The 25,642-nt window shown below is 59.6% G+C and carries 24 protein-coding genes; 6 read left to right on the plus strand and 18 right to left on the minus strand.

Annotated elements, in window-relative coordinates; translation table 11 throughout:
- Positions 1-211: 211 nt before the first annotated feature.
- Entirely contained in the window at positions 212-1,099 is an 888-nt protein-coding gene (locus DBP26_RS00920; RefSeq protein ID WP_108235724.1) for a DMT family transporter, read from the plus strand.
- Positions 1,100-1,152: 53 nt separating this feature from the next.
- On the opposite strand, the gene DBP26_RS00925 is transcribed toward DBP26_RS00920, so the two are convergent.
- The gene (locus DBP26_RS00925) at positions 1,153-1,863 is read right to left on the minus strand and encodes a tRNA-uridine aminocarboxypropyltransferase (RefSeq protein ID WP_108235725.1); all 711 of its coding nucleotides are present in this window, start codon (positions 1,861-1,863) and stop codon (positions 1,153-1,155) included.
- 219 nt (positions 1,864-2,082) lie between these two features.
- Here DBP26_RS00925 and DBP26_RS00930 point away from each other — a divergent pair, with 219 nt between their 5' ends.
- Positions 2,083-2,508 carry a PA3611 family quorum-sensing-regulated virulence factor gene (locus tag DBP26_RS00930; protein ID WP_108235726.1) on the plus strand — a complete coding sequence of 142 codons (426 nt, stop codon included), beginning with the start codon at positions 2,083-2,085 and terminating at the stop codon, positions 2,506-2,508.
- 453 nt (positions 2,509-2,961) lie between these two features.
- Positions 2,962-4,077, plus strand: coding sequence for an LOG family protein (locus DBP26_RS00935; RefSeq protein WP_108235727.1), 1,116 nt, complete (start codon positions 2,962-2,964; stop codon positions 4,075-4,077).
- An 89-nt stretch (positions 4,078-4,166) separates the two neighbouring features.
- Here the strand turns inward: DBP26_RS00935 and recX are convergent, their stop codons facing one another.
- From recX to DBP26_RS00950, 3 genes are all read right to left on the minus strand, one after another.
- Positions 4,167-4,637 (minus strand): recombination regulator RecX, encoded by a 471-nt coding sequence (gene recX / locus DBP26_RS00940; RefSeq protein WP_108235728.1) that lies wholly within the window; start codon positions 4,635-4,637, stop codon positions 4,167-4,169.
- Between the two features lie 8 nt (positions 4,638-4,645).
- Positions 4,646-5,707: a recombinase RecA gene (gene recA, locus DBP26_RS00945; RefSeq protein ID WP_108235729.1), complete on the minus strand. Its 1,062-nt coding sequence runs from the start codon at positions 5,705-5,707 to the stop codon at positions 4,646-4,648.
- An 85-nt stretch (positions 5,708-5,792) separates the two neighbouring features.
- Entirely contained in the window at positions 5,793-6,293 is a 501-nt protein-coding gene (locus DBP26_RS00950) for a CinA family protein (protein WP_108235730.1), read from the minus strand.
- 493 nt (positions 6,294-6,786) lie between these two features.
- Here DBP26_RS00950 and mutS point away from each other — a divergent pair, with 493 nt between their 5' ends.
- Together mutS and fdxA are read left to right on the plus strand one after the other, a co-directional pair.
- On the plus strand, positions 6,787-9,354 hold the full coding sequence (mutS, locus tag DBP26_RS00960) for a DNA mismatch repair protein MutS (RefSeq protein WP_177410985.1): 2,568 nt from the start codon (positions 6,787-6,789) through the stop codon (positions 9,352-9,354).
- A 225-nt stretch (positions 9,355-9,579) separates the two neighbouring features.
- Entirely contained in the window at positions 9,580-9,903 is a 324-nt protein-coding gene (gene fdxA / locus DBP26_RS00965; protein ID WP_108235733.1) for a ferredoxin FdxA, read from the plus strand.
- A 577-nt stretch (positions 9,904-10,480) separates the two neighbouring features.
- Here fdxA and rpoS read toward each other — a convergent pair.
- The 8 genes from rpoS to DBP26_RS01005 all read right to left on the minus strand — a co-directional run bounded on the left by rpoS (position 10,481) and on the right by DBP26_RS01005 (position 17,754).
- The gene (gene rpoS, locus DBP26_RS00970) at positions 10,481-11,485 is read right to left on the minus strand and encodes an RNA polymerase sigma factor RpoS (RefSeq protein WP_108235734.1); all 1,005 of its coding nucleotides are present in this window, start codon (positions 11,483-11,485) and stop codon (positions 10,481-10,483) included.
- A 103-nt stretch (positions 11,486-11,588) separates the two neighbouring features.
- Positions 11,589-12,485 carry a peptidoglycan DD-metalloendopeptidase family protein gene (locus DBP26_RS00975; RefSeq protein ID WP_108235735.1) on the minus strand — a complete coding sequence of 299 codons (897 nt, stop codon included), beginning with the start codon at positions 12,483-12,485 and terminating at the stop codon, positions 11,589-11,591.
- Positions 12,486-12,676: 191 nt separating this feature from the next.
- Positions 12,677-13,354, minus strand: a complete 678-nt coding sequence (locus DBP26_RS00980) for a protein-L-isoaspartate(D-aspartate) O-methyltransferase (protein ID WP_108235736.1) — start codon at positions 13,352-13,354, stop codon at positions 12,677-12,679.
- Positions 13,354-14,103, minus strand: coding sequence for a 5'/3'-nucleotidase SurE (surE, locus tag DBP26_RS00985; protein ID WP_108235737.1), 750 nt, complete (start codon positions 14,101-14,103; stop codon positions 13,354-13,356). Before surE ends, DBP26_RS00980 begins: the two co-directional genes overlap by 1 nt.
- Positions 14,091-15,149, minus strand: coding sequence for a tRNA pseudouridine(13) synthase TruD (gene truD / locus DBP26_RS00990; protein ID WP_108235738.1), 1,059 nt, complete (start codon positions 15,147-15,149; stop codon positions 14,091-14,093). The genes surE and truD overlap by 13 nt, the downstream gene beginning before the upstream one ends.
- Entirely contained in the window at positions 15,146-15,619 is a 474-nt protein-coding gene (ispF, locus tag DBP26_RS00995) for a 2-C-methyl-D-erythritol 2,4-cyclodiphosphate synthase (protein WP_108235739.1), read from the minus strand. The genes truD and ispF overlap by 4 nt, the downstream gene beginning before the upstream one ends.
- Positions 15,620-15,713: 94 nt before the next feature.
- Entirely contained in the window at positions 15,714-16,559 is an 846-nt protein-coding gene (fghA, locus tag DBP26_RS01000; RefSeq protein ID WP_108235740.1) for an S-formylglutathione hydrolase, read from the minus strand.
- Between the two features lie 82 nt (positions 16,560-16,641).
- Positions 16,642-17,754 (minus strand): S-(hydroxymethyl)glutathione dehydrogenase/class III alcohol dehydrogenase, encoded by a 1,113-nt coding sequence (locus DBP26_RS01005; RefSeq protein WP_108235741.1) that lies wholly within the window; start codon positions 17,752-17,754, stop codon positions 16,642-16,644.
- Positions 17,755-17,866: 112 nt separating this feature from the next.
- Here DBP26_RS01005 and DBP26_RS01010 point away from each other — a divergent pair, with 112 nt between their 5' ends.
- Positions 17,867-18,769 carry a LysR substrate-binding domain-containing protein gene (locus DBP26_RS01010; RefSeq protein ID WP_108235742.1) on the plus strand — a complete coding sequence of 301 codons (903 nt, stop codon included), beginning with the start codon at positions 17,867-17,869 and terminating at the stop codon, positions 18,767-18,769.
- A gap of 144 nt (positions 18,770-18,913) precedes the next feature.
- Here the strand turns inward: DBP26_RS01010 and ispD are convergent, their stop codons facing one another.
- From ispD to tilS, 6 genes are all read right to left on the minus strand, one after another.
- Complete coding sequence (gene ispD / locus DBP26_RS01015) at positions 18,914-19,624, minus strand: 2-C-methyl-D-erythritol 4-phosphate cytidylyltransferase (RefSeq protein ID WP_108235743.1); 711 nt, start codon at positions 19,622-19,624, stop codon at positions 18,914-18,916.
- A gap of 12 nt (positions 19,625-19,636) precedes the next feature.
- Entirely contained in the window at positions 19,637-19,915 is a 279-nt protein-coding gene (ftsB, locus tag DBP26_RS01020; protein ID WP_108235744.1) for a cell division protein FtsB, read from the minus strand.
- Between the two features lie 158 nt (positions 19,916-20,073).
- Positions 20,074-21,363, minus strand: a complete 1,290-nt coding sequence (gene eno, locus DBP26_RS01025) for a phosphopyruvate hydratase (protein WP_108235745.1) — start codon at positions 21,361-21,363, stop codon at positions 20,074-20,076.
- Positions 21,364-21,532: 169 nt separating this feature from the next.
- Positions 21,533-22,390, minus strand: a complete 858-nt coding sequence (gene kdsA, locus DBP26_RS01030; protein WP_108235746.1) for a 3-deoxy-8-phosphooctulonate synthase — start codon at positions 22,388-22,390, stop codon at positions 21,533-21,535.
- A 15-nt stretch (positions 22,391-22,405) separates the two neighbouring features.
- Positions 22,406-24,037, minus strand: a complete 1,632-nt coding sequence (locus DBP26_RS01035; protein WP_108235747.1) for a CTP synthase — start codon at positions 24,035-24,037, stop codon at positions 22,406-22,408.
- A 267-nt stretch (positions 24,038-24,304) separates the two neighbouring features.
- A complete protein-coding gene (gene tilS / locus DBP26_RS01040; protein ID WP_108235748.1) occupies positions 24,305-25,642 on the minus strand; it encodes a tRNA lysidine(34) synthetase TilS in 1,338 nt (445 codons plus the stop codon).

Raw genomic sequence — 25,642 nt, forward strand, 5'->3', positions numbered from 1 at the left:
GATGAATGAGCGCGGAGGCGTTCGGCGCTCGCGAGGGCATTTGGATGCCGGCCTCCACGATGCGTCAATCTGACGCAAACCCTCGTGCCGATGCAGACAGATGGCGGCGTTCAGGCATTCTCGCGGCGCCAAGAATGCCCAGCGAAGGCGGGGTGGTCAAGCCTGCCGCTTTGCGGCAAAGTTCGCGGCCCCGATAACGCCGAGGCCCATCATGCGAAAACACGCCCTGCGAGCAGACCTGCTCATGCTGCTCACCGCCTTTATCTGGGGCAGCGGCTTCGTCGCGCAGACCGCCGGTATGGACCATGTCGGTCCCTACCTGTATTCCGGGCTGCGTTTCGCATTGGGGTCGATCTGCCTGTTGCCATTGATGCTGCGCCGGCCGGGCAACGCAGCGCGCACTGAACCTCTATTCACTCCGGGCCTGTTGCGAGGCGGTGTGGTGATGGGAGTCGCCTTGGCGCTGGGCATTAATCTGCAGCAAGTCGGCCTGCTGTTCACCAGCGTCACCCACTCAGGCTTCATCACCGGGCTGTACGTGATTGTAGTTCCGCTTCTGGGCCTGTTGCTCGGCCACAAGACTGGAATGGGCACTTGGCTCGGCTGCCTGCTGGCGGTGTCGGGGATGTTCTTGCTCAGCGTGGGCGACCACTTCGAAGTGTCACGCGGCGACTGGCTGCAACTGATAGGCGCCTTTGTCTGGGGCGGGCATGTGATCCTGGTCAGCCTATTCGCTGGACGGCACGATCCGATCCGCCTGGCATTTCTGCAGTTCGTGACATGTTCGGTGGTGAGCCTGATTCTGGCACTGATCTTCGAGCCGATCATCCTCCGGGCGATCATCGCCGCCGGCCCTGCCCTGCTCTACGGCGGCGTGGTCGCTGTGGGCATTGGATACACCTTGCAAGTCGTCGCACAAAAAGACGCGATTGCCTCCCATGCGGCGATCATCCTGTCCCTGGAAGCTGTGTTCGCTGCCATCGTCGGCGCTTGGATTCTCGGCGAAGCCCTGCAGTTGCGCGGGTACATCGGCTGCACGCTGATGCTGGCCGGGATGCTGTTGGCGCAACTGTGGCCGCGCAAAGCAAAGGGCTGGTGAAAGGTTCGGGTGTCGCGAAGTACGGCATGCGCAGGCGTTTCCCCCGGCAGTATTTATAGAAACGCCGTCAAATACCGGTGCGCTGCATCATTCGGATCAATCGGTAACTGATACTTGGCGCCCAGGTAGTGGGCGCTAAAGACATCCAGGTAGGCGTCCAGTACGGCTGCCGCCTGCTGATCGCCCGCTAGCTCCAGGCACAACGCGGCGACTTCCGCGGTACAGAAGTGATCGTCGCGCTTGGAACGGCGCAAGCGATAGCGGGACATCTGCTCGGGCGCCAGACTGAGCACCGGCAGCCGATCCAGATACGGGCTCTTGCGAAACATCTTGCGGGCTTCCGGCCAGGTCGCGTCGAGCAAAATGAAGAGCGGTCGTTTGCCGGGCGCCAGTTGCACTTCGCTGACCACCCGCTCATCTGCCACGAACTCACCGGGAAACACGATGTAAGGCTGCCATTGAGGGTCTTCCAGCAGCGCTGGCAGCTTCTCGTCCACCTCGGTCCGAGACCAACCGAACGCCTCGGTGTCCCGAATGACATCGGCGATCAGCCAGCCTGTGTTGGTCGGTTTGAGCGGTTCGGTGTCATGCATCAGCAGACAGACAGCCGACTTTGCCTCGACCGTTGGCCGCCATTGGCAAAGGCAGTAGCTTTCGATGACCCGACAGCCTGAGCATCTCGGAGCACGTGACCCTCGGGCGATAAAGGGTTTCGTGCTGCGAGCCAGTCGTTCGGCGCGCAGACGCGAGACGGCATGGCTCATGGGGCAATTCCCCCAGGCACGGGAACGGAGCGACGATAAGGCAACAGCAAGACGAACATCCGGCAGTGGAAAAGTCGGCGCAGTCTACCAGAGGTGCCCGGTTCACTGGTGTCCGCCAAGGCGACTCACCTATACTGCTCGGCCTTGAAAGTCCCAGTCATCGGTGAACGCCCGTGCCGGCCACCGGTCCAACGACGTTCACTGCCCCAGGAGAATCCAATGCTGCGCCTCATCGCCCCCGCCCTCACGCTTTTGCTCGTCGCTCCGCTGTGCGCCCAAGCGGCATCCAAGCAGGACTACGAACTGAATAAAGAGCTGGAACAAGTCGCGGCGAAAAGCAACGTCGGCAAACCGAACGCCATCAGCGAAGACATCCTTGACGAAGGCTACACCGTCAACGGTCGCATCCTGATCAACCACCTCAGCGTGCAGGCCGGGCAAGCGCAACAGATGCGGGACAACCCCGAGCTGATGGGGCGCCAATTGGGCACCAGCGTTTGCCGCAATCCTGGCTTCCGCCAATTGCTGGCCAAGGGCGCGGTGTTACGTTACGAGTTCAGGGAATACAAGACCAATCGCCCAATCACCACTCAGCAACTGACCGCTGCCGACTGCGCTGCGCAGCAACCTGCCAAGAAGAAGTAAACCAGTCCCCCAAGCGGCGGCTGCGTCATTTCCAGCGCGCAGCCCTTGTTGCTTGAGCGCCCCTACCGATCAATCTGTCGTCGTTGGCCACCGCCATCAGTCAATCGACCCCTCTGGCCACATTGCAATCGCCTGAACGTGCAACATTCATAGCGATGTGCAAAGAGCCGTTGCCAGCCAAAGGCATCGGGCACATCATCAAGCCATGAAGTTTTCAGCGAACAGTCACGTTTCGTCACGCATCCAAGGCAAAGGGGGGGTTGCCTGTCGTTGTCTTTACGATCAATGTTTTTCTTTCCAACCAAGGACATAAGCAGAATCAGCGTGGCGTATCTTTTATCGCCACCCCGTATCTGTAGCGCGCCTGCAAAGGCGATCGGCAGCGACGCATGAAGCGTCGTGATCCTGTGATGAATGCCAGGGTCGATGATTCTGCACAAGGAGAAAGTCTGAATGCCTTACGTACCCAATGACGCGCTGTCGCGTCACTTTCAAAGCAATGGGCTGGACCTCACACGCCAGGTCGAAGCACAGCTCGCGCTCCTCGCCCCTGACAGCCCTAACCTTCCGCTCTACCGCGACATGATGCTGACCGTGCTGCGCATGGCTCAGGACGATCGAAATCGCTGGAATGCGAAAATCGTTCTGCAAGCGTTACGCGAACTGGACAACGCGTTCCGGGTGCTCGAACAGTTCCGTGGCCGTCGCAAGGTCACGGTCTTCGGATCGGCACGGACACCTATCGAGCACCCCCTGTACGCGCTCGCCCGCGAGCTGGGAATGAAGCTCGCGGCCTCCGACCTGATGGTCATCACCGGTGCCGGTGGTGGGATCATGGCGGCCGCGCACGAAGGCGCAGGGTTGGATCACAGCTTGGGCTTCAATATCACCCTGCCCTTCGAACAACACGCCAATGCCACCGTCGACGGCACCGGCAACCTGCTGCCCTTCCATTTCTTCTTCACGCGCAAATTGTTCTTCGTCAAGGAGGCGGATGCGCTAGTACTGTGCCCTGGCGGTTTCGGTACGCTGGACGAAGCGCTGGAGGTGCTGACCTTGATCCAGACAGGAAAAAGCCCCCTGGTTCCCATCGTCCTGCTGGATACACCGGAGGGGACCTTCTGGGAGGGTGCGCTGAATTTCATCAAGCAGGAGCTGGAAGGCAACCGCTACATTTTGCCTACTGACCTGAACCTGCTGAAACTGGTGCACAGCGCTGATGAAGCGGTCGATGAGATCAACCACTTCTACAGCAACTTCCATTCGAGCCGCTGGTTGAAAAACACGTTCGTGATTCGCATGCATCACGCGCTTAGCGAGACCGCCTTACTGAACCTGCAGCGGGGGTTTGCCGATGTGTGCCTGAGCGAGGACTTCAAGCAATACAGCCATCAAGATGAATACGATGATGAGCAGTTCAGCCATCTCACCCGCTTGGCGTTCAAGTTCAACGGACGCGACCACGGTCGACTGCGTGCCTTGGTCGACTACCTCAACCAAAGCGAAAACTGGGCGAAACCTTTACAGCCTCCAACCGCTCGTGAGCGGGAGACACTGAATACCAACTGAAGCTTGCTTATGACAGCAAGAGATGCCGGGGCAGCGAGCGATCCATCCGCCGCTGCTGTCGGCCTTCTTGCCGAAGGTGCGAACCACCGTCAGTCGTCGTAAGCGCCTTTGCCACTCAGCAACCGGCCGATCAGTTCAGGAGGAAACCCTCGATAGCTCAAAAAGCGCATTTGCTGCCCTCGCTCACGGGCATCTTTCGGAAATTGCCCAGAGAACTTGCGCCGCCAGGACTCTTCCAGTTTTTCCCGCCAGTCGATACCACACTCGCGAAGCGCCTGTTCGATGTCCGAACGTTGCAGCCCTCTTTGCCCGAGCTCTTCGCGAATGCGCAAAGGCCCATACCCTGAGCGGGCACGATACGAAACAAAGCTTTCAAGGTATCGAGATTCAGAAAGCAGCCCTTCTTCCGTCAAGCGGTCAAGAGCAGCCTCTATCAATTCAGGAGGAGCGCCGCGCTGACGCAGTTTGCGCGTCAGCTCGACTCGACCATGCTCGCGACGCGCGAGCAGGTCCATTGCAGTACGCCGAACAGCGACGGGCGTATCCAGTTCTAGCGGCATGACTTCGATCAGATGTCGGCGTCTTCGACTTCGGCCACATCATCTTCGGCAACGCGAGACGATTGAGCTTTGACACCTGGCGAGGTGGCCAGCAGTTTTTCTCGGATCTGCTTCTCCAGAGTCGCACCGATTTCCGGATTGTCTTGAAGGAACTTCGCCGAGTTAGCCTTACCTTGACCGATCTTATTGCCCTGATAGCTGTACCAGGCACCGGATTTTTCCAGCAAGCCATGCAGCACGCCCAGATCGATGATCTCGCCGTTGCGGTAGATGCCCTTGCCGTAAAGGATCTGGAATTCAGCCTGACGGAACGGAGGTGATACCTTGTTTTTTACGACCTTGACGCGGGTTTCACTGCCGACCACCTCGTCACCGTCCTTGACCGCACCTGTACGGCGAATGTCCAGGCGGACCGAGGCATAGAACTTCAGCGCGTTACCACCGGTAGTGGTTTCCGGGCTGCCGAACATGACGCCGATCTTCATGCGGATCTGGTTGATGAAGATGACCAGGCAGTTGGCGTTCTTGATGTTACCGGTGATCTTACGCAGTGCCTGCGACATCAGACGGGCCTGGAGGCCGACGTGCATGTCGCCCATTTCACCCTCGATCTCGGCCTTCGGAACCAGCGCAGCCACGGAGTCGACGACGATCACGTCGATGGCATTGGAGCGCACCAGCATGTCGGTGATTTCCAGGGCCTGCTCACCGGTGTCGGGCTGCGAGACGAGCAAGTCATCGACGTTGACACCCAGCTTGCCGGCGTACTCCGGATCAAGGGCGTGCTCGGCGTCGACGAATGCACAAGTCGCGCCCTGCTTCTGAGCTTCAGCGATGACCGATAGGGTCATGGTGGTTTTACCGGAAGACTCAGGACCGTAGATCTCGACGATCCGGCCTTTTGGCAGGCCGCCAATACCCAGCGCGATATCGAGCCCCAGAGAGCCGGTGGAAATAGCGGGAATAGCCTGGCGGTCATGGTCGCCCATGCGCATGACAGCGCCTTTGCCGAACTGACGTTCGATCTGACCCAAGGCCGCAGCCAAGGCTTTCTTCTTGTTGTCGTCCATTGAAGTCCTCTCGTGATCGGTTAGGCCTCACGGCCGATTTAACTGTATAAGTGAACAGTATTATTCCACAGGGTTGAGCGCGCGCCTACCCCTGATTCGGTATTTCTCCACGAGTGAGCCGGATCAGCCCCTCTAGCGCGGCCTTCACCGTTTGTCGGCGTACGGCATCGCGATCACCGTCGAACTGGTAACGGTGCGCGAACCGATGTTCGGCAGCGGCCCAGCAAACCCAAACGGTGCCCACTGGCTTCTGCGCCGAACCACCGTCAGGACCCGCTACGCCGCTGACGGCGACCGAAAATTTCGCGTCGCTCCTGGCCTGAGCACCTCGGGCCATGGCCTCGACCACCTCCCGGCTGACCGCACCGACCTGATCGAAGAGCGCCGGGGAGACGTCCAGTTGTCGGGTCTTCTGACGATTGGAATACGTCACGTAACCGGCCTCGAACCAGGCCGAACTGCCCGGGATGCGAGTGATGGCTTCGGCAATCCCTCCACCGGTACAGGACTCGGCGGTGCTGACCTGAGCCTGGACGGCGAGAAGACGCTCACCCAGGGTTTTAGCCAGTTGAGTTAGGTCGTCCACAAAATGCACTCCGCTTGATTCGGACAATGAGCACACGCTACACGAGCGTGACCGATGCGCAAGGCGAAGCGCGGCTTGCCCACAGCCGCGCTTCTGTTTATCTGGATGGTTTCTTTTCGGGGCAGGGCTTCTTGACCGTCTCGATGACGGTCTCTCGAGGCCGCTGCCGTGCTTCGTCGAGGGTAATGAAGCGCCCGTTGGTCGAATCCCTTGCACGTTTGCGTCGCATGTAAAAGTCCTTTTTATCGATAGGCGTACCCGGAATGGGGCAGCTGCTGCACAGCCTAGACAGCTCTTGGCGTCTTGTGTCGATCTGGAAACGAACCGTGACGAATCTGCGCACTCGGCGGCCGGCAAACACGCGTGGTAACCTTGCGCCCATCGCAAAAGCAATCGGATCTGACGTCGGCTCACGTAGGGGGGGCTCCACGCAGCGTCCTCCATTTGCCCCAATCTTCTAACGAATTTGCCTAAGCCACTGATGAATAAAGCAATTTCCGATCTCTCTTCGCACACCCCCATGATGCAACAATATTGGAAGCTGAAGAATCAGCATCCAGACCAGTTGATGTTCTACCGCATGGGCGACTTCTACGAGATTTTCTACGAGGACGCGAAAAAAGCCGCCAAACTGCTGGACATCACCCTCACTGCGCGCGGACAGTCGGCAGGGCAGAGCATCCCGATGTGTGGCATTCCGTACCATGCGGCGGAGGGCTATCTGGCCAAGCTGGTGAAACTGGGCGAGTCAGTGGTCATCTGTGAGCAGATCGGCGATCCGGCGACCAGCAAAGGGCCTGTGGAACGTCAGGTGGTGCGCATCATTACGCCGGGGACGGTCAGCGACGAAGCGCTGCTCGATGAGCGTCGTGACAACCTGATCGCCGCCGTACTGGGGGACGAACGCCTGTTCGGCCTGGCAGTTCTGGACATCACCAGTGGTAATTTCACGGTGCAGGAAATCAAAGGCTGGGAAAACCTGCTGGCGGAGCTGGACCGGTTGAACCCTGCAGAGCTATTGATTCCGGACGACTGGCCGCAAGGCCTCCCGGCCGAGAAGCGCCGTGGCTCGCGCCGCCGCGCGCCGTGGGATTTCGAGCGCGATTCGGCGCACAAAAGCCTTTGCCAGCAGTTCGCGACCCAGGACCTCAAGGGGTTCGGTTGCGAGACTCTGACTCTCGCCATCGGCGCCGCGGGCTGCCTGCTGGGCTATGCCAAGGAAACCCAGCGCACCGCCCTGCCTCACTTGCGCAGCCTGCGCCACGAACGCATGGATGACACCGTCATCCTCGACGGTGCCAGCCGCCGAAATCTGGAACTGGACACCAACTTGTCGGGCGGTCGGGACAACACGTTGCAATCGGTCATGGACCGCTGTCAGACCGCGATGGCCACGCGGCTATTGACCCGTTGGTTGAACCGGCCGTTGCGCGATTTGAAGGTGTTGCAGGCGCGTCAGGAATCGATCAGTTGCTTCCTGGAGCGCTATCGTTTCGAGAGCCTCCAGCCGCAGCTCAAGGAAATCGGCGACATCGAGCGGATTCTGGCGCGGATCGGGTTGCGTAATGCCCGCCCTCGTGACTTGGCACGCTTGCGTGACGCCCTCGGTGCGCTCCCGGAGCTGCAGCGGGCATTGAGCGAACTCGAAGCGCCCCACATTCAGCAACTGGCCAAAACTGCCAGCACCTACCCGGAACTGGCTGATCTGCTGCAGCGGGCGATCATTGATAACCCGCCTGCGGTCATTCGCGATGGCGGCGTATTGAAGACCGGTTACGACGCCGAACTCGATGAGTTGCTGTCGCTGAGCGAAAACGCTGGGCAATTTCTCATCGATCTCGAAGCCCGCGAGAAGGCCCGGACGGGGCTCGCCAACCTCAAGGTCGGCTACAACCGCGTCCACGGCTATTTCATTGAGTTGCCCAGCAAGCAGGCTGAGCAAGCGCCTGCCGACTACATCCGGCGCCAAACCCTCAAGGGCGCCGAGCGCTTCATCACCCCGGAGCTGAAAGAGTTCGAGGACAAGGCGCTTTCTGCGAAAAGCCGCGCGCTGGCGCGGGAGAAGATGCTGTACGAACAGTTGCTCGAAGACCTCATCAACCATCTGGCCCCCCTGCAGGACACCGCGGCCGCCCTGGCAGAGCTCGATGTGCTGAGCAACCTGGCCGAGCGGGCGCTGAACCTGGACCTCAATCGTCCGCAGTTTACCGACGAACCTTGCATGCGCATCGAGCAAGGACGCCACCCGGTGGTCGAGCAAGTGCTGTCTTCGCCCTTTGTGGCCAACGATCTGGACCTGAACGACAACACGCGCATGCTAGTGATCACCGGTCCGAACATGGGCGGTAAATCCACCTACATGCGTCAGACCGCACTGATCGTATTGCTCGCTCATATCGGCAGTTTCGTGCCTGCCGCCCGTTGCGAGTTGTCATTGGTGGACCGCATCTTCACCCGGATCGGTTCCAGCGATGATCTGGCCGGTGGCCGCTCGACTTTTATGGTGGAGATGAGCGAGACGGCCAATATCCTGCACAACGCCACGGACAAAAGCCTGGTGCTGATGGACGAGGTCGGACGCGGCACCAGTACGTTCGACGGCCTTTCGCTGGCCTGGGCTGCGGCAGAATGTCTCGCCCAGCTGCGCGCTTATACCCTGTTCGCCACACACTACTTCGAATTGACCGTACTGCCGGAAACCGAGCCGCTGGTGGCCAACGTGCACCTGAACGCGACCGAGCACAACGAACGTATCGTGTTTCTGCACCGGGTGTTACCAGGCCCGGCCAGCCAGAGCTATGGCCTCGCCGTCGCCCAGTTGGCAGGGGTTCCAGGCAAGGTGATCAGCCGGGCCAAGGAACATTTGCAGCGTCTGGAAACCACCAGCCTTCCCCATGAAACGCCTAAACCGAAGCCAGGCAAGGCAGCCGTACCGCAACAGGCAGACCTGTTCGCCACACTGCCTCACCCTGTGCTGGAGGAACTGTCGAAGCTCAAGATCGATGACATGACCCCACGTCAAGCAATCGAATGGTTATATGGACTGCAAAACCGGATCTAACGGTATCTGTAACAAGCTGATAGAATCCCGCGCGGTTTGGGAACGGTGAGGCCAATAGCCTGGCCTAAACAACCGAGCCGCGCTCGAACACCGCGAACCGATGCCACATCTTTCTGCCTCTCGGCATGGACTGTGCAGTCGGTGTTCAGAATGGCCGGGACGTTCCCGACTGAGCAACCCTGACGTGAGGGGCTCTGCTGCCGCCGCCTGAGGAGAAAATTAGAAATGACCTTCGTCGTCACCGACAACTGCATCAAGTGCAAGTACACCGACTGCGTAGAAGTCTGTCCGGTGGACTGCTTCTACGAAGGCCCGAACTTCCTGGTGATTCACCCGGATGAGTGCATTGACTGCGCACTGTGCGAGCCTGAATGCCCTGCGCAAGCGATCTTCTCGGAAGACGAGATCCCTGCCGGCATGGAGAACTTCATCGAGCTGAACGCCGAACTCGCAGACATCTGGCCGAACATCACCGAGCGCAAAGACGCACTGCCAGATGCTGAAGAATGGGATGGCAAGCCAGGCAAGATCGCCGACTTGGAGCGTTGATTCCAGGTTGGGAAACGCAAAAAGGCCTCTCGAGGCCTTTTTGCGTTTCTGGTACCACGCCCGCTTGGGTGACGCGGATGAAAAAAGGGGCGGGATAGCCCCGCCCACATTTTTTCCTTAATCCCTTTAGTCCTTTGTCATCATCCTGATGAATCGCGTCCTGCGATGTCCCTGAAGCAGTCTTCCTTGACCGCCTGTGCCAATCCGTCGGCACAGTTCTGATATTAGTGATTTACCGGAGCAGAGCAATAGCGCGGAATTTTCAAAAAGTTTAAGGCGCTTTAAGTTTTACCAGAATAAAACGCATGAATTTCAATAGGATAAACTTAATCTCCGTGCGTAGCGCACATTAACCATTCGTAATAAGCAGGATTTCCGACATCATCTGTACGCAATGTCCTACAACCGAAGTTAGTGAAAATGACCGCTGAGCAAGGAATTAAAACCGACATCTACAGAACAGGTTTCAAGCCCGGCGTTAACGACATTTGACTCACATCACGGACACGAAAAGGCCCCGACTGACCGGGGCCCACGGTTGACGTCATAGAACGATTAGCGATGCCGCAAACGGCAATTACTGAAACAGAGACTCGCTCGAAAGACCGTTCTTCTCGAGGATTTCCCGCAGTCGTTTCAACCCCTCGACCTGAATTTGCCGAACGCGCTCTCGCGTCAGGCCGATCTCGAGCCCGACGTCTTCCAGCGTACTGCTTTCATGGCCTCGCAGACCGAAGCGTCGCACGACCACTTCACGCTGCTTGTCGGTCAGTTCCGATAGCCATTGATCGATGCTCTGGGAAAGGTCGTCGTCTTGCAGCAGTTCACAGGGATCGGTTGGACGATCATCGGTCAATGTGTCGAGCAACGTCTTGTCGGAATCCGGCCCGAGCGATACGTCCACGGAGGACACCCGCTCGTTGAGACCGAGCATGCGCTTGACCTCGCCCACAGGCTTCTCAAGGAGATTGGCGATCTCTTCAGGGGACGGTTCATGATCGAGCTTTTGCGTCAATTCTCGCGCGGCGCGCAGGTAGACGTTCAACTCCTTGACGACGTGAATCGGCAAGCGGATGGTCCGCGTCTGATTCATGATGGCGCGTTCGATGGTCTGGCGGATCCACCACGTCGCATAGGTAGAGAAACGGAAGCCACGTTCAGGATCGAATTTTTCGACGGCCCGGATCAGGCCCAGGTTGCCCTCTTCGATCAGGTCCAGCAACGACAAGCCACGGTTGACATACCGCCGAGCGATTTTCACCACCAGTCGCAAGTTGCTCTCAATCATGCGTTTGCGCCCGGCCGGATCGCCCTTCTGCGACAAACGCGCAAAATGCACTTCTTCTTCCGGGGACAGCAGGGGAGAAAAACCGATTTCGTTGAGGTACAGCTGCGTGGCGTCCAGCGCCCGCGTGTAGTCGATGTATTTATGCTGCTTGAGTGTTGTGGAGTTCTTGATCTTCGAACGAACGGAAGGTGTTGCTGGCTTCTCATCCGTTGCAGAATCCAGGACGATCCCATGCTCCATCAGAAGCACTTCATCGTCTATGTCAAACTCCGGCACTTCTTTGTTGAGAGCCATTGTTGTAGTCCTTTCATGAGTTCGACCTCAAGCTCCAGTGGCGCCCTTTTCCCTGGCATCACTTGAGCCTGTCCCCTCTACGGCAGGACAGGCTGGTAACCGATCAACGACGCGGCAAGAATTCCAGTGGATCGACCGGTTTACCCTGACGGCGGATTTCAAAATGCAACTTGACCCGGTCAGTCCCCGTGGACCCCATCTCGGCAATTGCCTGCCCTGCCTTGACCTGTTGCCCCTCCCGTACCAACAGCCTGCGGTTATGACCGTAAGCACTGACGTAGGTATCGCTGTGTTTGATGATCACTAACTCGCCGTAGCCCCTTAATCCACTTCCGGCGTACACCACTGAACCATCAGACGCGGCCAAAACAGGCTGTCCCAAATCACCGGCGATATCAATGCCTTTATTCAAACTACCGTTTGAAGAAAATTTACTGATCAACATGCCACTCGTCGGCCATGCCCAACCGCTTGGAGAGCGCGCCCCAGCGACCACTGGAGTGTTGACGGGCGTGGTAACAGGCGCAGTCGCAGGCCCTGCCGACCCAGTTGAAGGCGTCCCGACCGGCCGGGTGATCACTGTCGTCTTGATCGACCCTGAGGAAGATGAACTCGAACTGCCGGAAGATGCGGGCGCAGCCACGACTGGCGAGGCCGCTACAGCCGCTGGGGCCGCACTCGATCGACCGTCGAAGCGAATCGCCTGGCCGACGTGGATCGTGTAGGGCTCGGGAATATTGTTGCGGGCTGCCAGGGCTTTCCAGTCCCACCCATAACGGAAGGCGATGGAGAACAGTGTGTCACCCCGCTTGACCACGTATTGCCCGGTCGTGACCGGCTGGCGGACAGGCGCAGCAGGCTTGCCATTGCGATCAACAACGCGCACACCGCTTGACGGCGTGCTGGAGCAGCCAACCAAAAGGACACTCAGGGCAATGCCAATCACCAGACGTGGAAAACTTGTTGAAGACGTACGCTGCCGAATGACTGTGAGACTCACCCGCCACTCCCTTTACCGGTGACTGAATTAAAGCTGCCTATTGTGTCTCGATCATGACCGGCAGCTACGAAAAAACGGGTTACAAATCCGTTCACAACGCTAAACGTTGGCGAGGCGAAATCCTCATCGCAAATCGCCAGCCTGTAGACCGGCGACGTCTGCCGGAATTCATTGCGAACGTAAATCAGCGTTCAAGCCAACGGGCCGTTGAGCAGTGGCACGAATCGTACGGCGCCCAATACATGACGTGAGAACCCGTGTTCCTCGCGAATGATCAACATCAATTGCTGAACTTCCCCCGCCCCAACCGGGATGACCAGACGCCCACCAGGTGCCAGTTGATCCAGCAACGCCTGGGGCACATCCGTGGCCACGGCCGTGACGATGATGCCATTGTAGGGAGCCAGCGCAGGCCAGCCCTCCCAGCCATCGCCCCAGCGGAACACCATGTTGCGCAGGTTGAGTTCGGTCAGCCGCTCCTTGGCGCGATCCTGAAGCACCTTGATGCGCTCCACTGAAAACACCCGCTCCACCAACTGCGCCAAGACCGCCGTCTGGTAGCCGGAACCGGTGCCGATTTCCAGCACCTTGTCCAGCGGGCCGGCCGCCAGCAGCAACTCGCTCATCCGGGCGACCATGTAGGGCTGGGAGATGGTTTGGTTGTTGCCAATGGGCAGGGCGGTGTCTTCGTAAGCTCGGTGCGCCAGCGCTTCATCGACAAAGAGGTGCCGGGGCGTCTTGCGAATGACATCGAGCACGTGTGTGTTACTGATCCCCTCTTCGTACAACCGCTGGATCAGGCGCTCGCGAGTACGCTGCGAGGTGAACCCCACACCCCGTCGCAGCAGGTCATCTTGTTCACGCGACATCAGGCCATTCCCTCCAGCCATGCGTTCAGGCTTTTGAAACCGTCCTGATAGGTTCGATCCAGTTGCAGCGGTGTCACCGATACATACCCTTGCAGCACGGCGTGAAAGTCCGTTCCCGGGCCGCCATCCTCGGCGTCGCCGGCAGCGGCAATCCAGTATCCGGCGCGGCCCCGGGGGTCGACGACGCGAACCGGTGCGGCTGCGCGGGTGCGATGGCCCAGGCGCGTCAGCTGAATGCCCCGCACATGCTCGAGCGGCAGATTAGGAATATTCACGTTCAGTACCGTGCGTGGCGGCAGGTCGAGTTGCTCGTGGGCTTCGACCAGCGTGCGCGCGAAATGCGCGGCCGTGGCCAGGTTATCGACTTGGCGCGACAAAAATGAAAAAGCAAACGACGGACGCTGCAGGAAGCGCCCTTCCAGCGCCGCGGCAACGGTACCCGAATACAGCACGTCGTCGCCCAGGTTCGCACCCATGTTGATGCCGGACACCACCATTTCAGGTTCCTGCTCCAGAAGCCCATGAATGCCCAGGTGTACGCAATCGGTCGGAGTGCCATTGAGACTGATGAACCCGTTGTCCAGCCAACGAGGATGCAGTGGCCGATCCAATGTCAGCGAACTGCTGGCACCGCTCCTGTCTTGATCGGGTGCGATGACCGCACACTCGGCATAGTCCGCTAGCGCACCGTAGAGCGCAGCGAGGCCGGGTGCCGAGACCCCGTCATCATTTGAAATCAGAATACGCATGAGCTGTCCGTCTGTCCTGCGGACGCCAGATCGATCAGTTCACGCACCAGGACGGTAGCGAAACAGCCGGCGGGCAGGACGAATTCCAGTTGCAGAATGTCAGGCTCGGGATAATGCCACGACAGCCGCCCGATGGGCAGTCGCAGGATGCGACGTTCGTGTTCCATTCCCGCCCTAATCAACCAGTTACACAGCTGCGCTTCACGTTGAGCGATGCTGTTTTCCAGCTCGGCCGTCACACCTGTGGCTGGAGAATCGCCCTGCCCCCATAGGGGTCCCGTAGGGTGCAGGTCCAGAATGGCCAACCGCGGATCGTTGCACTCGGCCTCGCCTGCCGGAAAAAAGCTGCGGCTGTCCGTGAAGGCGAGTAAATCACCGACCTGAGCGCGCTGCCAGCTTCCGTCCGCCACCCGAGCCGCGAGCACTTGATTGAATACATGACTGCGAGCCGCGGACAGCAGCCGGGAACGCACATTGCGCTGTTCAGGCAGCGCTTGACGTTCGGCATAGTGGCGCGCTTCGACAACGTTGCCGCCATTGAAACCAAAGCGTTGGGCGCCGAAATAGTTGGGGATACCCTCCTGCCTGATCGCCTCAAGACGCGCGTCGATGGCGCGCTTGTCGGCTTGCAGTTGTGTCAGGCGCAGCGTGAAGCCGTTGGCCGAATGGGCACCGCGCTGCAATTTGCGCTTGTGACGCTTGCGTTCAAGAATGGTCAGGCTGTCGTTTTCAGCGGCCGACAGGTCCGGATCGGCCTTGCCCGGCAACTGAATGCTGAACCACTGCCGAGTCAGGGCCTGGCGGTCCTTCAATCCGGCGTAGGCAATGGTCCGCAACGGGACACCGGCAGCTCTGGCCAGGCGCCGTGCCGCCTCTTCGGTGTTGAGGCCGCGCTTTTCGACCCAGAGCCAGAGATGCTCGCCTTCCCCCGAGAGAGGAATGTCCAGCACTTCGTCGACCTGGAAGTCTTCGGCAGTGGCCTTGAGGACCGCCGTGCCCAACGCATCGCCCCAGGCGCGCGGGCCCAATAGTTCGAGTTCGGTCATGCGGCGATCAACAACGCCACGGCGTGAACCGCGATGCCTTCTTCACGTCCGGTAAAACCCAATTTTTCGGTGGTGGTGGCCTTGACGTTGACCTGATCGATCCCGACTTGCAGATCTTCTGCGATCAATGCCCGCATGGCCTCGATGTGGGGGGCCATCTTGGGTGCCTGGGCCACGATGGTGGCATCGACGTTGCCGACCTTCCAGCCTTTGATCCTGACCTGTTCAAGGACATGGCGCAGCAGCGCCCGACTGTCTGCGCCCTTGAATTTCGGGTCGGTATCCGGGAAATGCTTGCCGATGTCGCCCAGCGCCGCAGCGCCCAACAAGGCATCGCTCAGCGCGTGCAGCAGGACATCGCCATCGGAATGTGCGAGCAGACCGAACGTGTGTGCAATGCGCACACCTCCCAAGGTAATGAAATCGCCCTCAGCGAAACGGTGCACATCATAGCCGTGGCCAATACGCATAAAAAAACGCCCTGAAAAAGTCAGGGCGTGATTCTACCTGCTTTGTCGGCCATTAGGACCTGCTGGCACTCAATTGAGCGCGTGGGTCAATTCATCAGCCTGCCAGCGCCACCGCATGATAGCGGAGGTGGTCTTCGATGAAGCTGGCAATGAAGTAGTAGCTGTGGTCGTAACCCGGCTGCATCCGCAGCTCCAGCGGATGGCCCACGGCTTTGGTCGCCTGCACCAACGCTTCGGGTTTGAGCTGCTGGGCAAGGAAGTCGTCGCGATCACCTTGATCCACCAACAGAGGCAGCCGCTCAGGCGCCTCCGCAATCAGCACGCTGGCATCCCACTCACGCCAACGGGAACGATCTTCCCCCAGATAGCGGGAAAAGGCTTTCTGGCCCCACGGGCAATCCATCGGGTTACTGATCGGCGAAAACGCCGAAACCGACGAGTAGCGCCCTGGATTGCGCAAGGCACAGACCAATGCGCCATGGCCACCCATTGAGTGACCGCTGATACTGCGTTTGTCCGACGCCGGAAAATGGGCTTCGATCAAGGCGGGCAGTTCGCTGACCACGTAGTCATACATGCGATAGTGCCGCGCCCAGGGCTGTTGGGTGGCATTGAGGTAAAAACCTGCGCCAAGGCCGAAGTCATAGGCGTTGTCCGGGTCGCCCGGCACGTCCGGCCCACGCGGGCTGGTGTCCGGTGCGACGATGATCAGCCCGAGCTCTGCTGCGATGCGCTGAGCCCCGGCCTTCTGCATGAAGTTCTCGTCCGTGCAGGTCAGGCCCGACAGCCAGTAGACCACTGGCAACTTTCCACCCCGCTCGGCCTGTGGCGGTAGATAAACCGCGAATACCATGTCGCAACCCAGCACATCGGAGTGATGTTTGTAACGTTTATGCCAGCCGCCGAAGCTTTTCTGGCACGAAAGATTTTCAAGACTCATGGTCGTTCCTCCCAGCGATCAGCTTCAAGCCGCCAGCTGCAAGAGGTCTTGCAGCTCGCAGCTCGTGACTTGTCGCCGCTTTTTAGAAGTGAATGACAGAACGAATGCTCTTGCCTTCGTGCATCAGATCAAAAGCTTCGTTGATCTTGTCCAGGCCCATGGTGTGGGTGATGAAGGTGTCCAGCGGGATCTCGCCTTTCTGTGCTTTCTCCACGTAGCTTGGCAGCTCGGTGCGGCCTTTGACGCCACCGAATGCCGAACCGCGCCAGACGCGACCGGTGACCAACTGGAATGGGCGAGTCGAGATTTCCTGACCGGCAGGTGCGACGCCGATGATGACCGACTCGCCCCAACCTTTGTGGCAGCACTCAAGCGCTGCGCGCATCAACTGCACGTTGCCGATGCACTCGAAGCTGTAGTCCACGCCGCCATCGGTCAGCTCGACGATGACATCCTGAATTGGCTTGGTGTGGTCTTTCGGGTTGACGAAATCAGTGGCACCCAGCTCACGGGCCACATCGAATTTCGATGGGTTGATGTCGATGGCGATGATGCGCGAGGCCTTGGCCATTTTCGCGCCGATGATCGCGGCCAGGCCGATGCCACCCAGACCGAAGATGGCAACGGTCGCGCCCTCTTCCACTTTGGCGGTATTCAGCACCGCACCGATACCGGTGGTCACTCCGCAACCGAGCAAGCAGATCTTTTCCAGGGGCGCCGCTTTCGGGACTTTCGCCAAAGAGACTTCGGCCACCACGGAGTACTCAGAGAAGGTCGAGCAGCCCATGTAGTGGTAAATGGGCTGGCCGTTGTAGCTGAAACGGGTGGTGCCGTCAGGCATCAGGCCCTTGCCTTGGGTCGCGCGGACTTTCTGGCATAGGTTTGTCTTGCCGGATTTGCAGAATTTGCACTCGCGGCACTCGGCGGTGTACAGCGGAATGACGTGGTCGCCCACCGCCACGGAAGTGACGCCCTCACCTACCGCTTCAACGATGCCGCCACCTTCGTGACCGAGGATGCAAGGGAATACGCCTTCAGAGTCAGCACCGGACAGGGTGTAAGCGTCGGTGTGGCAAACGCCCGACGCGACGGTACGGATCAACACCTCGCCCGCTTTCGGCGCTTCGACGTCCACCTCGACAATTTGCAGCGGCTCGTTAGGTGCGAATGCAACAGCGGCACGTGACTTGATCATTCATTTTCTCCAACGATTTGGTAATGGAAGGGCTGGCGAACAGTGTAAAGCAGTGCTGTATGGTGAATAATCCGAACAAAAGCAAAACATTAATGCTGTACAGGGATAATCAATGTACACCAATCGCTGGGACGGCCTGGATGAATTCGTTGCCGTGGCTGAGTGCGGACAATTCACCGCGGCGGCGGAACGTTTAGGCGTTTCATCCTCGCACATCAGTCGGCAGATCGCCCGTTTGGAAGAAAGACTGCAAACGCGACTCCTCTATCGCAGCACCCGCAAGGTCGCGCTGACAGAAGCCGGGCAGACGTTTCTGCACCATTGTCAGCGGTTGCAGGACGGCCGCGAGGAAGCGCTGCGCGCGGTGGGCGATCTGACCAGCGAGCCCAAGGGGCTGCTGCGCATGACCTGCGCAGTCGCGTACGGCGAACGCTTCATTGCCCCTTTGGTGACGCGGTTTATGGAGGAGTATCCGCAACTGCGTGTCGACATCGAATTGACGAATAACACGCTGGATCTGCTGCATGAAGGGATGGACCTGGCCATTCGTCTCGGCCGCCTCCAGGAGTCGCGATTGGTGGCGACCCGGCTTGCGCCTCGACGCATGTACCTGTGCGCCTCACCTTCTTATGTAGCGCGCTATGGTCGCCCTCATAGCCTTTCGGAACTGAATCGGCACAATTGCCTGATTGGCAGTTCAGACAGCTGGTTGCTGCAACAAAACGGCAAGGAGTTTTCCCAGCGGGTGCACGGGAATTGGCGATGCAACAGCGGGCAGGCCGTGCTGGATGCCGCGTTGCAGGGCATGGGGCTGTGTCAGCTACCGGATTATTACGTGTTGGAACACCTGAACACTGGCGCGCTGATTTCTCTGCTGGATGCTCACCAGCCTCCCAATACGGCGGTCTGGGCGCTGTACCCGCAGCAGCGGCATCTGTCGCCCAAAGTCAGAAAGCTGGTGGATTACCTGAAGACGGGGTTGGCCTCGCGCCCTGAATATCATCAGCCATTGTAGGAGCGCGCTTGCCCTCGGTTCGCCGCGCAGCGGCAGTCACTCCGTCGAACGCGTCGCCTGACACAATGGAGGTATCTGTTTTGCTGCTGGCTCCCGGCAGATCGCGGTCAAGCGCCGCTCCTACGCCCTTCGGGCAGAAGCAGATCAACGGTTGAATTCGCCCCGCCGTTGGCGCAGCCATTCGAGGTCTTCCGGACGTGTGACCTTGATGTTGTCCGCCCGCCCCTCGATCAGGCGCGGCGCTTGCCCCGACCACTCTATTGCCGATGCTTCGTCGGTAACAGAGACGTTCGACACCAGGCTATCGGCCAACGCCCGATGCAACGCGCCCAGCCTGAACATCTGCGGCGTGTATGCCTGCCAGATGAGACTGCGGTCGACCGTCTCGCTTACTCGTCCATTGCCGTCGGCGCGCTTGAGGGTGTCTTTGGCGGGAACCGCAAGCAGTCCGCCGACCGGGTCGTGCGCCAATTCGCCGAGCAGGTGATCCAGATCGGAACGTGCGAGATTAGGGCGTGCAGCATCGTGCACCAGCACCCAATCATTGTCATCGGCGCCATTGGCATGCAGGTGCAGCAGCGCATTGAGTACTGAATCCGCACGCTCTTTGCCACCGTCGACACGCTGAATGCGCGAATCCAACGCGCAAGGCAACGTGGGCCAATAGGGGTCGTCCACAGCCAGGCTGATCACCAGGCCCTTGAGCCCGGGGTGGTCGAGAAAGCAAAGCAGGCTGTGTTCCAGAATGGTGAGGCCGCCCAGCTTCAGGTACTGCTTGGGACGGTCTGCCGCCATGCGTGCGCCAACGCCCGCCGCGGGAATCACTGCCCAGAAGGCAGGAATAGAATGGGTCATTTTAGGCGAACGTCACTGTGCCAACTGATAGAGAGTCTCGCCGTCCTTGACCATGCCCAGTTCGTGGCGAGCTCGCTCTTCCACGGTCTCCAGCCCCTTTTTCAATTCCAGGACCTCCGCGTCGAGCACCCGATTACGCTCCAGGAGCGCTTCGTTCTCGGCGTGCTGATCGGCGATTTGCTGGGTCAGACTGGCCACCTGAGCAAGACTGCCATTACCCACCCACAGGCGATATTGCAGGCCCGCAAGCAGCAAGAGCAGAACGAGGAACAACCAGTTGGGACTGCGCATGGTGAATATCTGTTACCTGGTGGAGAACGACAGCAAAACCGACCATTTCAAATACCCAAGAGCCCGGTGGTCACCGGGCTCATGGATCAGAACGCCGAGGAAACCCTCACTTAAGAGAAGAGCCCTACAGCGCCTGCTGCCTTTTTACCATCTTGCAATCAGCCGCGAAACTCGGCGCGACCATTGTATTTGGCTTTGCCTGCCAATTGCTCTTCGATCCGCAGCAGTTGGTTGTACTTGGAAACGCGGTCGGAACGGCACAGCGAACCGGTCTTGATCTGGCCGGCCGAGGTGCCAACGGCGAGATCGGCGATGGTCGAATCTTCGGTTTCGCCGGATCGGTGCGAGATCACCGCCGTGTAACCCGCCGCCTTGGCCATCTGAATGGCTTCCAACGTCTCGGTCAGGGTGCCGATCTGGTTGAACTTGATCAGGATCGAGTTGGCGATCTTCTTGTCGATGCCCTCTTTCAGGATCTTGGTGTTAGTCACGAACAGGTCGTCACCGACCAGTTGTACCTTGTCGCCGATCTTGTCGGTCAGGATTTTCCAGCCCGCCCAGTCGGACTCGTCCAGACCGTCTTCGATGGAAATGATCGGGTATTGCTTGGTCAGGTCAGCCAGGTAGTCTGCGAAACCGGCGGCGTCAAAGACTTTGCCCTCGCCGGCCAGGTCGTACTTGCCGTCCTTGTAGAACTCGCTCGCCGCGCAATCCAGTGCCAGGGTCACGTCGGTGCCCAACGTGTAGCCGGCTTTCCCGACCGCTTCTGCGATGGCTGCCAGCGCGTCGGCATTGGAGGCCAGGTTCGGAGCGAAACCGCCTTCGTCACCCACCGCCGTGTTCAGCCCCTTGGCCTTCAGCACCGCTTTGAGGTGATGGAAAATTTCGGTGCCCATGCGCAGGCCATCAGCGAACGTTTTGGCGCCCACCGGCTGAACCATGAATTCCTGGATGTCGACGTTGTTGTCGGCGTGCTCGCCACCGTTGATGATGTTCATCATCGGAACCGGCATCGAGTAGACACCCGGCGTGCCATTGAGGTTGGCGATGTGCGCATAAAGCGGCAGGTCCTGGTCCTGTGCAGCGGCCTTGGCGGCAGCCAGCGACACGGCGAGGATCGCATTCGCCCCCAGCTTGGCCTTGTTGTCGGTACCGTCCAACTCGATCATCGCGCGGTCCAGCGCCTTCTGATCAACGGGGTCCTTGCCCAACAGCAGGTCGCGGATCGGGCCATTGATGTTGCCCACAGCTTTCAGTACGCCCTTGCCCAGGTAACGGCTCTTGTCGCCATCACGCAGCTCAAGCGCTTCACGCGAGCCGGTGGAAGCACCGGACGGCGCGCAGGCACTGCCGATGATGCCGTTGTCGAGGAGCACATCTGCTTCCACGGTGGGATTGCCACGGGAGTCGAGAACTTCACGACCTTTGATGTCGACGATTTTTGCCATTGTTGTTAACACTCCAAGATTGACGAAAACGACGCAGCTGGGAAAAAACGCCTGTCGCCCCGGGCACTAGACAACGGGCAGGCCCGGGATGACAGAATTTCCCGACCCGTTGGTCGGGAATGAAGCGAGCGGCACTCTACCCGAGGCGAGACTGCCGTAAAAGCAGGTTTTAAGCCGTTTCAATCACCGGGAAGGCCTTGACCAGATCATCGAGCGCCTTGAGCTGGGTCAGGAACGGCTCCAGCTTGTTCAAACGCAACGCGCAAGGGCCATCACACTTGGCGTTGTCCGGATCCGGATGCGCCTCGAGGAACAAGCCCGCCAGGCCCTGGCTGATGCCGGCCTTGGCCAGATCGGTCACCTGTGCACGACGGCCACCGGCCGAATCCGCGCGACCACCGGGCATTTGCAGCGCGTGGGTCACATCGAAGAAGACGGGGTATTCGAAGGCCTTCATGATGCCGAAGCCCAGCATGTCGACCACCAGGTTGTTATAACCAAAGCTCGAACCCCGCTCGCAGAGGATCAACTGGTCATTCCCGGCTTCTTCGCACTTGGCCAGGATGTGCTTCATCTCCTGGGGGGCGAGGAACTGGGCTTTCTTGATGTTGATCACCGCACCGGTCTTCGCCATCGCCACCACCAGGTCAGTCTGACGCGAGAGGAAGGCTGGGAGCTGGATGATGTCGCAGACCTCTGCCACAACGGCAGCCTGATGAGGCTCGTGCACGTCGGTGATCACCGGTACGCCGAAGGTGCTTTTGATCTCTTCGAAGATGCGCATGCCGGCTTCCAGCCCCGGGCCACGGTAGGACGTCACCGAGGAGCGATTGGCCTTATCGAAGCTGGCTTTGAACACGTAGGGAATGCCCAGTTTCTCGGTCACTCGCACGTATTCTTCGCAGACCTGCATGGCCATGTCCCGCGACTCGAGGACATTCATCCCCCCGAACAGGACCATCGGCTTGTCGTTGGCGATTTCGATGCCCTTGTCGCCAGAGCCGACGCGGATGATTTTCTGTGCCATGTAATGAGTTCCCTATCAGGCAGTCTTCTGGTGTTGGGCGAGCGCGGCCTTGACGAAGCCACTGAACAGCGGGTGACCGTCACGAGGAGTGGAAGTGAACTCCGGGTGGAACTGGCACGCCACGAACCATGGATGGTCCAGCGACTCGACCACTTCGACCAACGCCCCATCACCGGAGCGACCGGACACTTTCAGGCCAGCCTCCACCAGTTGCGGCAGCAGGTTGTTGTTCACCTCGTAACGGTGACGATGACGCTCGACGATGGTGTCATTGCCGTAGCAATCGTGCACCAGAGAGCCCGGCTCCAACTGGCATTCCTGTGCGCCGAGACGCATGGTGCCACCCAGATCGGAACTTTCGGTACGGGTTTCGACGGCGCCGGTGGCGTCCGCCCACTCGGTGATCAGACCGACCACCGGGTGCGCACTGTTGCGCTCGAACTCGGTGGAGTTGGCGTCTTTCCAGCCGACGACGTTACGAGCGAATTCGATGACTGCCACTTGCATGCCCAGGCAGATGCCCAGATAAGGGACCTTGTTTTCACGGGCGTATTGAACGGCGGTGATCTTGCCCTCGACGCCGCGCAGACCGAAGCCACCCGGCACCAGAATCGCATCGACGCCTTCCAGCAAGCCGGTGCCCTGATTCTCGATGTCTTCGGAGTCGATATAACGCAGGTTGACCTTGGTCCGGTTGGTGATGCCCGCGTGGCTCATCGCTTCGATCAGCGACTTGTAGGCGTCCAGCAGCTCCATGTACTTGCCGACCATGGCAATCGTGACTTCGTGCTCAGGGTTGAGCTTGGCGTCCACTACCTTTTCCCATTCGGACAGGTCGGCACCGCCACATTGCAGGCCAAAACGCTCGACGACGAAATCGTCCAGGCCCTGCGCGTGCAGCACGGCCGGGATCTTGTAGATGGTGTCGACGTCTTCCAGCGAAATCACGGCGCGTTCTTCAACGTTGGTGAACAGCGCGATCTTGCGACGAGACGACACATCCACCGGATGATCGGAACGACAGATGAGGACATCAGGCTGCAGGCCGATGGAGCGCAGTTCCTTGACCGAGTGCTGAGTCGGCTTGGTCTTGGTCTCGCCCGCGGTGGCGATGTAAGGCACCAGTGTCAGGTGCATCAGCATGGCGCGCTTGGAACCGACCTCAACGCGCAGTTGGCGAATGGCCTCCAGGAACGGTTGCGACTCGATGTCGCCGACGGTCCCGCCGATCTCGACCAGGGCGACGTCCGCATCGCCAGCGCCCTTGATGATGCGACGCTTGATTTCGTCGGTGATGTGCGGAATCACCTGAATGGTCGCGCCCAGATAATCACCACGGCGCTCTTTGCGCAGCACGTGTTCGTACACGCGGCCGGTGGTGAAGTTGTTGTTCTGGGTCATGGTGGTACGGATGAAACGCTCGTAGTGCCCCAAGTCCAGGTCGGTCTCGGCGCCGTCGTGGGTAACGAACACTTCACCGTGCTGGAACGGGCTCATGGTGCCCGGGTCGACGTTGATGTAGGGGTCCAGCTTGAGCATGGTGACCTTAAGTCCCCTCGCCTCCAGGATGGCCGCCAATGAAGCCGAGGCAATGCCTTTCCCCAATGAAGAAACAACACCGCCCGTGACGAAGATGTAGCGCGTCATGAAAAACCCTAGAAGTCTGCGTTAAAGCGGTCAGAGCCGCCGGGGAAAGCGAAGGAAGGCCGAAGCCCCCGATGACCTGCGTGTTTCACCGTGCATTCCTGAAACTGCTGCATTGAAAGCGACTGGCCGGATCCGGACCTGTCCATTGCTCGCCACATTTGAGAATCGCCCAGTAAAGACTGGCTGGTAATCGGCAACTCATGTCGTTCCGAAAGGGCCGACATAAGCTGTATCAAGAAGGGAGCGTAGTCTACCGGAAACGGCCTCTCATCTCAAACTGTGGTCATTCGTCGGTGGCAGCCAATGCAATCGCCAGTCGCCACGGGGGTCCGCGTCGAGTCCGGGAAGATTGGCCACCGCCAGCAATTGTTCACCGCGATAGAGCAGCGGCAATCGGCCGCGCAGAAACACCGGCACCCGCTTTTCATTGAGCAAACGCTTGAGGTCGCGCCGCCCCCGATCCGGCACGTCGAGCACTTCGCCGCCCTGGCGGTAGTGAACATGAAGCCCGCCTCGGGGGACTTCGCCCAGAATCTGCAGCATTCCGTTGCCCGGCAGGTGCAGCGGTTGAGACGCCGTTGACCAGTGCTGCGAGCCCGCAACGTCTTTCAGCCAGATACCTGATAGCCACCAGATGCGACCTTCGGCACGATGCAATTGCCCGTTCCCCAGCCGCCAGATCGGACGACCGTCAGGACCCGCATCGCGCAGTGCATCCCAGCCAGCCCAGTGATCGCTGTCCGGCAGGCGCGTCAGGGGGGCAAGCCAGTGGCGCAACGCATTGCGTTGGCGCGCGGGCGACAAGACTTCCAGCGGCGCCAATTCCAGCGAGGGCAATTCGAGCCAGGGCCAGGCGCAAGGAGTCTGCGCCAGCGACAGGTCTTGAACCGCCAGCTCGTCCAGCAACCCTTGCGCCTCTGCCAGATGCGCTGCGCTGCGCGCCATGCTGGCGATTGCCTGCGGCCAGCGCGCGGTCAGCATGGGCATGGCATGGTTGCGTAAATAGTTGCGAGAAAAACGGCTGTCCTTGTTGCTAGGGTCTTCGATCCAACTCAGCCCTTCCTCGCGAGCATAGCGTTCGAGCAACGCTCGCGATTCGTCCAGCAACGGACGGAAAAGATGGCCATGGCCCAACCTGCGCTGCGCCGGCATGGCCGCCAGACCACGGACCCCGGCGCCCCTCAGCAGACGGAACATCAAGGTTTCAGCCTGATCGTCTCGGTGCTGGGCCGTGAGCAGCACCTCCCCCCTTTGCAACGTAGCGTCGAAGGCTGCATACCGGGCATCCCGCGCAGCCTGTTCCAGACTGGCGCCCGACTCGACCTGAACGTCGACGACTTGCAACGGCACACCCAGAATCTGACACACCTGACGGCAGTGCCCCGGCCACGACGCAGCCACAGCCTGCAGACCGTGATGGACATGAATGGCGGTCAACGGGGGAAGGCGCTGATGGCGGGAAAGCTCAGCCAGCAGATGAAGCAGAACGGTGGAGTCCAGCCCCCCCGAGAAGGCGATGCGCCAAGCGGCTGCGTCACGCCATGGCGCAAGGCGCGACAGCAGTCGCTGGTGGAGTTCTGTCTTGAAGCGGTCCGGCTTGCTCAT

Origin of the sequence: Pseudomonas sp. RIT409 (assembly GCF_003052515.2) — a bacterium.
In the GTDB taxonomy this organism is placed as follows: Bacteria; Pseudomonadota; Gammaproteobacteria; order Pseudomonadales; family Pseudomonadaceae; genus Aquipseudomonas.